The organism is Rhodobacter sp. 4.3.4 (genome assembly GCF_058724655.1).
Map to the genome: position 1 here is coordinate 186,914 of NZ_CM178967.1, position 12,115 is coordinate 199,028.

Annotated in this window: 7 protein-coding genes; 5 read left to right on the top strand and 2 right to left on the bottom strand. The window is 67.2% G+C overall.

Features of this window, described 5'->3' with window-relative positions; genetic code table 11:
* The first annotated feature begins 13 nt into the window (after positions 1-13).
* The 5 genes from AC4PTB_RS00890 (at position 14) to AC4PTB_RS00910 (ending at position 9,812) form a co-directional block, all read left to right on the top strand.
* Positions 14-637, top strand: coding sequence for a hypothetical protein (locus AC4PTB_RS00890; RefSeq protein WP_492191253.1), 624 nt, complete (start codon positions 14-16; stop codon positions 635-637).
* Complete coding sequence (locus AC4PTB_RS00895) at positions 634-2,409, top strand: glycosyltransferase family 4 protein (RefSeq protein WP_492191254.1); 1,776 nt, start codon at positions 634-636, stop codon at positions 2,407-2,409. The genes AC4PTB_RS00890 and AC4PTB_RS00895 overlap by 4 nt, the downstream gene beginning before the upstream one ends.
* Positions 2,406-4,592, top strand: coding sequence for a glycosyltransferase (locus AC4PTB_RS00900; RefSeq protein ID WP_492191255.1), 2,187 nt, complete (start codon positions 2,406-2,408; stop codon positions 4,590-4,592). The genes AC4PTB_RS00895 and AC4PTB_RS00900 overlap by 4 nt, the downstream gene beginning before the upstream one ends.
* A gap of 11 nt (positions 4,593-4,603) precedes the next feature.
* Positions 4,604-5,269, top strand: a complete 666-nt coding sequence (locus tag AC4PTB_RS00905) for a class I SAM-dependent methyltransferase (protein ID WP_492191256.1) — start codon at positions 4,604-4,606, stop codon at positions 5,267-5,269.
* 238 nt (positions 5,270-5,507) lie between these two features.
* Positions 5,508-9,812 carry a heparin lyase I family protein gene (locus AC4PTB_RS00910; RefSeq protein ID WP_492191257.1) on the top strand — a complete coding sequence of 1,435 codons (4,305 nt, stop codon included), beginning with the start codon at positions 5,508-5,510 and terminating at the stop codon, positions 9,810-9,812.
* Between the two features lie 23 nt (positions 9,813-9,835).
* Here the strand turns inward: AC4PTB_RS00910 and AC4PTB_RS00915 are convergent, their stop codons facing one another.
* Entirely contained in the window at positions 9,836-10,927 is a 1,092-nt protein-coding gene (locus tag AC4PTB_RS00915; RefSeq protein ID WP_492191258.1) for a sulfotransferase domain-containing protein, read from the bottom strand.
* Positions 10,928-10,939: 12 nt separating this feature from the next.
* On the bottom strand, positions 10,940-12,076 hold the full coding sequence (locus tag AC4PTB_RS00920) for a rhamnan synthesis F family protein (protein WP_492191259.1): 1,137 nt from the start codon (positions 12,074-12,076) through the stop codon (positions 10,940-10,942).
* Positions 12,077-12,115: the final 39 nt, after the last annotated feature.

Sequence of the window (12,115 nt, forward strand, 5' to 3'; positions counted from 1 at the left end):
TCCGGCCCGGGACGTGGCGGCGATCCGCACTGGAATTTTCTTTACTTCATGGCGCATCAAGGCCACTTTCGATCCATCCGTTATTTTTAATCAAACTGACACAACCATAGACCATCCGGGATGTCACGTGCTACGCCCTGAACAGTCCTCTTCTGCCCGTGCCTCGGTCGAGGGGATCCCCCCCGTCCTTCTGGAGATGCAGCGTCGTCATGAGGCGCTGTTCCTGGCTGCAAAAACCCAGGAGCGGCTGGCCATCAGCCTGATTGGCCGTCGACCCCGGCCGTTCCGGCGCCCGGCCCGGCCCGGTTTGCTGACCCGGGGTCTGATGCGGCTGCTGCCCCCGCTTGCGAAGCGCTGGCAGCTGAAGGTGCTGCGCCAGTCCGGCCTGTTCGATGCGGACTGGTATCTGCGGCAGTATCCGGATGTGCGCGACAGTGGCGCCGACCCGGCGCGGCATTTCCTGAACTGGGGCCTGCTGGATGGCCGCGATCCCGGTCCCGGCTTTTCCACCATGCATTACCTGCGGCTTTACCCGGATGTGCGGGCGGCCGGGATCAATCCGGTGATCCATTATCTGACCGCCGGCTGGGACGAGAAACGCTCGATCCACCCGATGATGCCGGAGGGACAGGCATGAGCAATCCGGCCCGATCGGCGGGCAACTGGCGCTTTCCACGCCGTCTGGCCTATGTCGTCAGTCACAGTCAGCCCTGGTCCAGCAATGGCTATGCCGTGCGCACCGATGCGGTGGCCCGCGCGCTGGCCGACGCGGGACATGAGGTGATCGTCTTCACCCGCCCGGGCCGCCCCTGGGATATCGAGGGGTTTCCGGCCGAGACCGAGGTGCCGCTGGATCAGCGCATCGACGGGCTGCGCCACATCTGTCTGCCGCTGCCGCCGCTGCCCGGCGCCACCCCGACCGCGCGGATCCGGGCTGCGGCCGATATCCTGACCGAGGCCTTCTATGCCTTCCGGCCTGCGGCGGTTCTGGCGGCGTCCAGCTGGGAAAATGCCGAACCTGCCCGGCGGGCCGCGGGGCGGACCGGGGCCGCGTTCTTTTATGAGCAGCGCGGCCTTTGGGACATGGACGGCACCGCGGAAACCGAGGCGGAGCGGACCGCGCGCCGCCACGAGGCGGAGATCGCCAAATCGGCCCGTGCCGTCTTCACCCTGAACGGGCCGCTGCGCCAGACGCTGGTGCAGACGGGAGTGCCCGAGGGCCGCATCCATCTGGTGCCCAATGGCCTGCCGCTGCGCCCCAAGGCGGCACGGCGGCTGACGCGCGAGGCGATCGGGTGCCGGACGCGCTATCTGCTGGGCTATATCGGCTCGCTGTCCGCCTATGAGCGGACCGAAGACCTGCTGCATCTGACGGCGCTGCTGCGTCGGGGCGGAGCGCATGGACCGGCGCTGGATACCGGGCTGCTGATCGTGGGATCGGATGCGCCGAAGGGGCTGGTGGCGCAGACCGGCGGCGGGGCGTCCCCGGCGCAGGACCGGCTGCGTCGGCTGGCGGCCGATCTTGGAATCGCCGGTGCGGTGACATTCGTGCCGCAACTGCCCGAGGCCGATGCGGCCGCCTATTACCCGCTGTGCGACGCCTTCATCCTGCCCCGTGGCCGCGACCGGATGACCGAGATCGTGCCGCCGGTAAAACCCTATACCGCCGCGGCCTGGTCGCTGCCCGTGTTCATGACCGATCTGCCGCCCCTGGCCGAGATCGCCGCCGAGATCAACGGCAGCTTGTTCCCCGAAGGCGATATTCCGGCCCTGGCCGCGATGGTGCACAAGGCCCTGACCCAGGGGCATCCGGCGCTCCTGCGGCCGCTGAACCCGGATCTGGACTGGAGCCGCCGGGTGCGGCCGATCCTGCGCGAGCTGGACCTTGTGGCCGATGCCGAGCGCCTCCGCAATGCCGGGCTGTTCGGCGAGCTTGCGGCCTCGGCTGCGGCGACCGGCTTCGCCGCGTCAGGGACGCCGCGCGGATTCGATCTGTCGATCCTGCCCTCTGTCGCGCTGCAACGCGATCTGGGGCAGGGCCATCTGGCCTGGATCGGGCCCGAGGCCGCGCATCCGCCCGCCGATGCCGCCTGGGTGACGGTGCTGACCCGGACCAACCTGCTGGACGTTCTGGCCCGGGCCGAACCCGGGCGGTTTGTCATTGATTGGGCCGGGCTGCAGGCGGCGCCCCCGGGGGGCGCGTGGGCCGGGTTGTGGTCGATCGACGACATGCGGCTGAACCGGCAGATCATGGATGCGGTGCGGATCGCCACCGACCGCGGCTGGCGAGTGCAGGTCCGTGGCCCCGTGCACCGCTCCGAGGCGCCGCTGTTTCGCACGGTGGCGGCACTGGTCGAGGAAATCGGGCCGCCCGCCGGTCTTGCACCCGTTGACGGAGGGCAGGCATGAAGGTCGCAATCCTGGCGGAACAGAATTTCAACCTGATCGATGGCTCGACGATCTGGTTGCTCAATGTCTGCAAGCTGATGGCGCGTCTGCCCGGGCTCGAGGTGACGGTGCTGTTGCGGTATCCTTTGACCGACCGCATCCTGGCGGATGAGGTGCCAGCCAGCCTGCGGCTGATCGATGCGACCGAGATCGCCCGCGTGACGGGGCTGCATCCGGCGGTGCTGGAGCCTGCGACGCTGGTGCGCAGCCTGCGCGACTGGGAACAGGCGCGCGGCCGTTTCGACAGGTTCTTCGTGCGCGGCGAAGACTTTCTGTCGGTGCTGCTGGCCGATCCCGATCTGGCGCCGCGGGTCATCGGCTATGCTCCGGGGGCCATTCCCGACATCTCGCGGCCCGAACCGGATTGGCTGGTGCGGGGGCGGGCCGGGCGCACGCCCTTCGTGGTGCAAAGCGAGCCGGCCAAGCGGGCGATGGAATCGCTGTTCGATTATCCCGCGCATGTGGTGCATGTGGTGCCGCCCATCGTGTTCCACGATGCCGGGGCCCCGCCCCCCCGGCGCGATCCGCGGGCGGCGGTGCTGTGCTATTCCGGCAAGATCGACCTGCATTACGGTCTGGACTGGCTGATCGCGCTGGCCCGTCGTCTGGGGGCCGAGGCCACGCCCGATCTGGCGCTGAAGGTCAGCCTGATTGCCGGCAAGGACACCTGGCGGCCCCGCTATCCCGACTTCTTCAAGGCGATGGATGGCTTTCGCGCCGATGTTGCGGAAGGGCGGCTGCCGCAGGTCTCGGTGGTGACAGGTGTCCCGCATGCGACCGCCAAGGCCCTGATGGCCGAAGCGGATTTTGCCTGGTGCCTGCGCCATGACCGCTATGATGACGTGATCGAGATTTCCACCAAGATCGTCGAATTCTGCACCGCGGGCGTGGTGCCGATCCTGAATGACACCGCGTTGAACCGGGCGCTGTTCGGGGCGGATTATCCCTATCTGCTGGATATCGTGACCGAGGATGTCGAGGCGCGAGTGATTGCCATGCTGCGCGGCAAGGGCGGGCCCGATCATCTGCGCGCCCGCGCCCGTATCGCCGAGGTTGCGGCCCGGTTCTCGGCCGATCGGCTGGCCGGTGCCCTGGGGCGCGCGATCCTCGGCCCGGGCCATGTGATCCAGACCGAGGGCGGGGCGGTGGCCCCCGCCGCGCCGCTGAGCCCCCGGCCGCGCCATATCCTTCTGGCCACCCATGATCCCAAGTTTCTGCAGCCTTTCCTCGACCGGGTGCAGGGCGCCCCGCAGGTGCGGCTGGATCTGCAGCCCTGGCTGGACACCTCCCGGCCCGCCGCCGCGCCGCAGGTTCCCGCCGGGGTGGATACGGTGTTCTGCGAATGGGTCTGCGAAAATGCGGTCTGGCACAGCCACAACAAACGTCCGGGGACCCGGCTGATCCTGCGCCTGCACCGGTTCGAGGCGTTTCGCGATTTTCCCGCGCGGGTGAACTGGTCGGCGGTCGATGCGCTGATCGTGGTGTCGGAGCATTTCCGCGACCTGATGGTGCAGGGCCATGGCCTTGACCCGGCCCGGGTCCATGTGATGCCGCAGTTCATCGACTGGCATGAATTGCGCCGTCCGAAACTGCCTGCGGCCCGTTTCACCCTTGGCCTGGTCGGGATCAACCCGTTCGAACACAAGCGCTTTGACCGCGCAGTCGAATTTGTGGCGGCCTTGCGGGCCAGAGATCCGCGCTTTCGTCTGGCGGTGCGCAGCGTCATGCCGTGGAAGATCGACTGGGTCTGGAACAACCGCCCCGAGGACCGGGCGCGGTTCACGGCGGTATTCGCCCGCCTGCAGTCCGATCCGCTTCTGGCGGGGGCCGTGCGGTTTGACCCGGCCGGCCCGGACATGGAGGAATGGTATCGCGGCATCGGCACCATCCTGTCCTCCTCCGACAGCGAGGGGTGTCACACCTCGGTGACGGAGGCGATGGCCTCGGGCTGCCTGCCGGTGGTGCATGACTGGCCCGGTGCCCGGTCGCTGTTCGCGCCCCATGTCCATGCCGACATGCGCGAGGCGCTTGCGGAGGTCATCGCCTTTGCCGAGGCCGACGATCCCGCCGCGCGCGAGGCGCTGTCGCAATCGGTGCGGCCGCATGACATCGAAACCTTTACCCGCGCCTTCTTTCAGCTTTGAGGTTGTCCGACATGTCGATCCCGTCCACTACCCCCCCCAAGATCACCTTCGAAGAGGTCGAACGGAAGCGGCGGGCCTTTGCCAGCGCGCTGAAGGAGTTTACCGCCCAGAAGGGGCGTTATCACAACCCCGCACCGGCCCTGCCGGCGGAAAAGCTGGTCGGCTGCGAGGTTCTGCCGAACCGCTTTGCCATTCTTGACCGGCTGCCCAAGGGCGGCGTGATCGCCGAGGTGGGGGTGGACCGCGGTGATTTTTCGCTCGAGATCCTGAACCGGTGTCAGCCGGAGCGGCTGCATCTGTTCGACATGGACCTGACGCGTCTGACCAACAGCGCCGTGCTGCAGGCGATTGCCGGGCACGACGGCCGGATCAAAACCCATGCAGGCGACAGTTCCACCAACCTGAGCAAGATGCCCGACGGCTATTTCGACATGATCTATATCGACGGCGACCACACCTATGACGGGGTGATGCGCGACATCCGCGCGGCGGTTCCGAAGCTGAAGCCGGAAGGCGTGATGGTGTTCAACGACTATACCGTCTGGTCGGCCACATCGATGTTCCATTGCGGGGTGGCCCGCGCCGTGCACGAGTTCTGCCTCGACAATCCGTGGAAATTCCGCTATATTGCCCTGCAAAGCATGATGTACAACGACGTCATGCTGGTGCGCGCCTGATCCGGGCCGCATCGGGTTTTTGGCTCGCCCCGGTCGGGGCGGCCATTTCGCCAGTTGAACATGCTGGCGTTGGCGATCTCAAGAACATTCGTCGCCAGGCCCGGACTGGTAAAGTTGCGGCCGTGCCCAGGCTCTGATCTGGCCCGGTGCCGCCTGACTTCTCCGGCGCGCCTGATCCGCGCGTCGTGACGCATTTGCCTGACCTGCCTCCCCCCGTGCCCGAACTTGAGAGTGCCGCATGAGTTTTCTGTCTGAAGATACCTTTTTCTACAAGAACGCGGGCGAAAGCTGGAGCCAGTCCGTCTCCGGGGACGGAACCTATCGGTTCGAGGTCCGGGACGGCGACTATTACGTCAATCCCAGGGGCACCGATCCCGACAGCGACGAGGCGCAGGGCAAGAACCGCAGCGAACTTGTGACGCTGCAGAAACTGCAGGAAGGCCGGGCCTTCACCTTTGACTTCGATTTCATGGTCGAACCCGGCGCCAGCAACACCGCCGACTGGCTTTTGCTGGCGCAGTTCCACCAGACCGAGGACATCGCCGCCGATGGCACGCTGCTTGATTCGGCCGCGGCCAGCCCGCCTTTGGCGCTGCAGCTGCGCGGCGAACGGCTGGGAATCGTCGGCCGGGCCGATCAGAATGCCAGCACCGTGGTGTCGCCGCCCAATATCCAGATGTATCTGGCCGACGACCCGATCGTCCGCGGCCAGTTCTACAACATCCGTTTCGAGATGGTGTTCGATGATGCCATCGGCGGCGAGGGGCGGTTGCGGGTCTTTCTCGACGGGGTGCAGATCGTCGATTACAGCGGCCCGCTGGGCTATAACGACGCGATCGGCGCCTATGCCCAGTTCGGGGTTTACCGCGAACAATCGCCCGAGGCCTTCGCGGCCCAGTTCCGCAACCTGTCGCTGGTCTCGAGCGAGCCGACCCCGCCGATCAATGGCACGGCGGGCAATGATGACATTTCAGCCGACAGGGTGGGTTTTCTCGAAAACGAGGTGCTGAACGCCTATGGCGGCAATGACACCCTGAACGGAGGCTATGGCGTCGACACCATGAACGGGGGCGCCGGTGACGACTGCTATATCGTCAACAATGTCGGCGACATCGTCAATGAACGCGCGGGCAGTGTGGATCAGGGCGGCCAGGATCTGGTGCGAAGCTATGTCACCTATGCGCTGGCCGAGGATATCGAAGACCTGACCCTGCAGGAGACGGCCAATATCAACGGCACGGGCAATGCCAAGTCCAACGTGCTGCGCGGCAACACCGGCCATAACGTGCTTTCGGGACTGGGCGGGCATGACCGCATCCTGGCCGATCTGGGCAATGATGTCCTGTATGGCGGGGACGGGCTGGACACGCTGCTGGGCGGGGACGGCAATGACACGCTTCATGGCGATGCCGACAATGACCGGCTGCAGGGCGAGGCGGGCAGCGACCTGCTGCGCGGCGGCAGCGGCAATGACAGTCTGGAGGGCGGAACGGGCAGCGATACGCTCGAGGGTGGCGCGGGCGACGACGCCTACACGGTCGAGGACGCCCGGGATGTGGTGATCGAAGCCGCCAATGCAGGCCGCGACACCATTCGCGCGGCCGTTTCTTACGATGCGGGCGCGACCGGCCAGATCGAGGTGCTGAACACCACAAACCAGAGCGGCACCGGCACGATCCACCTGTCGGGCACCGATCTGAACAATGAAATCCGCGGCAACAACGGTCGCAACATCCTGTCGGGCCGGGCCGGGCATGACCAGGTCTTCGGCTTCCTCGGGAATGATGTGCTGCGTGGCGATGACGGCAACGACACCCTGTATGGCGGCAGCGGCCATGACAGCCTGGCAGGGGGCGCCGGGGCCGATCTGCTGCACGGCGAGGATGGCGACGACACGCTGACCGCGGACCTTGGCAATGACAGTCTTTATGGCGGCTTGGGCCGTGACAGTCTGTACGGTGGCGGGGGCGACAACGCCCTTTATGGCGGCACCGAAGCCGATCTGATGCAGGCCGGCGCTGGCAATGACCGCATGGAAGGCGGCACCGGGGCTGACACGATGGAAGGCGGCCTGGGCAACGACCTCTATGTGGTCGATGGCCTGGGCAGCGTGGTCCGCGAATTGGCCGGGCAGGGGGTCGACACGCTGCGGGCCTCGGTGTCGATCGATATCGGCGCGGTGAACGGGATCGAGTTTCTGGCCACCACCAATCAGGCCGCGACCACCGCCATCGATCTTGCCGCCGATGACGGCGCCAATGAGATGCGGGGCAATGACGGGCGCAACCGCCTGACCGGGCGCGGGGGAGATGACCGTCTGTTCGGCTATGGCGGCAATGACACGCTGGATGGCGGTCTTGGGGCCGACAACCTGCTGGGGGGCGAGGGGGCCGACAGTCTTCTGGCGGGCGCTGGCAACGACACGCTGACCGGCGAGGCCGGGAATGACACGCTTTATGGCGGTGCAGGCGATGACAGCCTGCTTGGCAGCGGCGGCAATGACAGCCTGCATGGCGAGAGCGGCAATGACGTGCTGCGCGCGGATGAGGGCAGCGATACGCTGTTCGGCGGCGAGGGCAACGACAACCTTTACGCCGGGGCGCTGGCGACGGTGCTGGACGGTGGCGCTGGCCTTGACACGCTGCGCGGCGGTGGCGGCGCCGACACGATGACGGGCGGGGCGGGGGATGACACCTATTATGTGCGGCATGGGGCCAGCCGGGTGACCGAGGCCGCCGGGGGCGGCATGGATATCGTGCGCACCACGGTCAGCTTCGCGCTCGCCAGCACCGCCGAGGTCGAGATGCTGCGGGTGGACGATCAGGCGACGACCACGGCGGTGAACCTGACCGGCTCGGCGACGAACAATGACCTGCGCGGCAACAACGGTGCCAACCGGCTGGAGGGCGGCGGCGGCGAGGACAGTCTGCGCGGCTTCCTCGGCGATGACATCTATCGCGTCGACAGCGCCGGGGATCTGGTGTTCGAGCTGGCCGGGGAAGGGACGGATACGGTTCTGACCTCGATTTCCTATGCGATCAGTTCGACCCGCTTTGTCGAACGGCTCTACGCGACCGGGACCGATGGGCTGGCGCTGGCGGGCAATCAGATTGCCAACGATATCCGCGGCAACGCCGGAGCCAACCGGCTGTCCGGGGGGGGCGGCAACGACACCCTGGCGGGGCTGGGCGGCAATGACACGCTTTATGGCGGCGAAGGCATCGACCGGGTGGTGCTGGGCGTCGCCTCGACCGCCGCCACGGCCAGCTCCGGGCCGGGCAGCATCCTGCTGAGAACGGCCGAGGGCGTGGATTTCATCAGCAATGACGTGGAATTCGTCGTCTTTACCGATCGGACCCTGACCTGGGCCGAGGCGGCCGCGCTGCGGAGCAATTTTGGCCCCGCCCCGGTCATCGGCACCGATCTTGGCGAGACGCTGAATGGCACCGCCGCAAGCGACCGCATCGAGGCGCTGGGCGGGAATGACTGGATCACGCCGGGCACCGGGTCGGACACGATCCATGGCGGCGACGGGCGTGACATGGTCAGCTTTGTCAGCCTGCCCGACACCCCCGGCCGCACGACTGTGCAATATCGGCTGGATCTGGACCTGACCACGGGGCGGGCCACCACCTCGGGCGTCGATGTCTACGAAATCCACGATGTCGAGCGGGTGACGGCCACAAGCTACGCCGACCGGATCAAGGGCAGCTCCGCGGCGGATGACTTGCGGGGGATGGGCGATTTCGACTGGTTCGTCGCCACCACGGGCGCCGATACCTATGATGGCGGCACCGGCTCGGACATGGTCTCCTATGTCGATTGGGTCACTGCGGCGACCGCGGTATCGGTCGATCCGTTGCTGTCCGACGGGCGGCCGCCGGTCGCGGCGATCACCACCGGCGTGGTCATCGATCTGGGCAACACCGCCAACAATACCAATCTGGCGGCGGGCCACAGCTATATCGGGATCGAACGTATCACCGGCACCAGCCGGGCCGATGTGTTCTGGGGCGACGACGCCGAAAATGACTTCCGGGGGGGTGGCGATTACGACTGGTTCGTTGGCTCGACCGGCGGGCTGGAGCGTTATTTCGGCGGTGCGGGGATCGATACGGTGACCTATTTCCGGTCCACTGCCGGGGTGACGGCGTCGCTGTCGACTGGCGCGGAAACCGGCTTGGGTACCGGGGGGGATGCGGCCCGCGACCTGTATTACGAGATCGAGAACCTGGTTGGCTCCGGGTTCGGGGACCGGCTGACCGGCTCTGCCGGGCGCAACACGCTGATGGGTCTGGGGGGCGACGACTTCCTGTTTGGCGGCGCCGAGACCGATCTGCTGCAGGGCGGGGCGGGCAATGACACGCTGGATGGTGGGGCCGGGTCCGATTACGCGATCTACAGCGGCACTCGCGCTGCCTATACGCTGACCCGCACCTCGGCCACCAGCGTCACCATCACCGGCGCCGAGGATACCGACAGCCTGATCGGTGTGGAATATTTCCGATTTGCCGATGGCGATGTCAGCATCTGGTCGCTGTAAGCCCCTGGTGACGGAATGACCGGTTACGACCGGGGCGTTTTCACCACCTCCCGCCCGGAGGCGGTGCCGTGGGAGACGATCAGCTTGCGCGCGGCGCGCCGCAGCAAGCCCGGCAACCCGGGCGGTTCCGATTTCGCCCACAAGGCCGCGGCGATATCGGGCCAGACATGGGGCGGGATCTGGTCGCGGTAGAGCAGCGTCTCGGGCGGCGGCGGCGGATCAAAGCGGAAGCCGGGTTGCCAGGGGGCGACCAGCGCGCCCAATCGGGCATTGTCGCGGCGGAACTTGGCGCGCAGCTTGTCATATTCGCTTTGGCTGAGCAGGGTCGTCGGCCGCGGCGCGGCGCCATGCAGCACCGTCCCGGTCAAGGCGATCAGGTCTTCGGGCGGGGGGCCGTCGCGACAGATCTGGCACGCCAGCCAGAGCGACAGCGCATCGGGGGAGACGTTATGCGTCTCGGCCGGGGGCGGTGTCAGGGTCTCCGCCCGAAGCGGGACCCCCATCAGGTCCAGAAACGCCTGCGCCACGCCCCCGGGACGGCGGCGGATCTCGTCATAATCGAGCAGGATGATCTGCTCGGGCCGGAAGCCGCTCCGCAGGTGCTGATAGACGGCGTGATGATCCAGCGTCACGCCCCCGCCCATGCCGGTCGCGAAGGCCCGCTCCAGATAGCGGCGCAGGGTCGGGGCCTTGCGGCTGCGCGCGATCTGCACCCAAAGCGAGGCCAGCATCTCGGCCTGCCCGCGCAGGGTATAGACGATGCGCACCTCCTCGAACACCGCCAGACGACGCGCAAGCGCCGCCATGTCCACGCGCTGTGGATCAAAACGCGAGAAGTTTTCGGCAGACAGGAACACCGTGCCGGGGCGCGTCGCATAGGGGCGCAGGATCGCCCGCTCCCACAGCCCGTCGGGGCCTTCGGAGCCAAAGAACCCGGGCGGCAGGTCAATCATGTCAAGCCAGGAGGCGGCCAGCGCGTGATGCGCGTTGTTGGGGCCGATGACGGGATAGTGCAGCCCTGCCGCCGCCAGCTCTTGCCGGTTGTGGTGAAACAGCGCCTGCAGATAGCTGGTGGCGGTCTTGTGCGCCCCGATATGCAGAAACAGCCGTGCCATGCCATCCTCCTGTCAGGGCTGAACGGGGTCGGCGCAGGACGGGTCAAGCTCGGCCGCCTGCACGATCCGCTGCCCGGCCGCCACCAGCACAACGCCGAACAGCCGTTCCAGCGCATGGGCCGTGGTGCCGTCAACCTGTCCCATCTCGGGCTCGAAATCGGCCGCAGTCACCGGCAGCGCGGCCAGGACCTGCAGAGCCTGCGCCTTGATCCAGTAGATCGACCCGGCCGCAAAGACAAGATCGGGGCCCCCCTCCTCGATCCCGCCGATCCGCGCCAGAAGTGCCGCCGCACGGGCGCGGTTGGCGCCCCACCACTGCGCTCCGGCCATGCGATGCCCGTTTGCGACCCACAGACCGGCGGCGGGATCGGCCAGGAACCGCTGCAACCGGGATGCCGTCACCGCCCCGGTTCCGATCACGCCCTCCAGCAGGTCGTTCCGCCAGGCGTCCCCATCCTTGCGGTGGGGGGATTTCTTGCCGTGCAGCTTGCACACCGCAAGATAGGGCGCCAGAACACCCGACTGCACAAGATGCAGGAAAGGCAGGATGTCGCGCCCGTGATTGGGCAGATCCCAGATCCGGGCCCGGGGAAAATCCGACAGGATGCGGGCCCGCAGCTTGTCGCGCCCGGGCTGCGCCGCAACGGCGGGAAGCGTGACGAACAGGTCGAAGGCAAAGCTCTGGCGCGACAGGCGGGCGGCGATCTCCTCCCAGATTTCGGGATAATAGAGATGCAGCACCACCGCGAACGGCGCCGCCGGATCGGGGCGGTCCCTCGGGTCAAGGACCGGCAGGACAGGGGCGGCCGTGCCGGCAGGCCGATCCAGCGCATCGCGCCCCGCTGCCCGCCCCACCGCGATATAATGCGCCAGCGGACGGGTTCCGGGCGGCAGGTCGGGGTTCAGATGCAGATAGGCCCGGGGCGAAAAGGATGCGCTCGGGCACAGGCCCACCGCTTCGCCAACCAGGACATAGTGCCGTTCCGGCAACCAGCGGCAGATACGCGGCAGGCGGGGGGTGCAGGCCAGATACCAGGCCCGGTCGAACATGCCGCTGGCGCGGATGGCGCGGGCGTAACGCGCCTCGGTCGGGGTGGGAAACAGGATGCGCAACCCAAGCCAGGCATAGCGCAGATAACGCCCGATCATGCTGCCTCCCTCCGGGCGTTGCGCCTGCCAGAAGCCGCG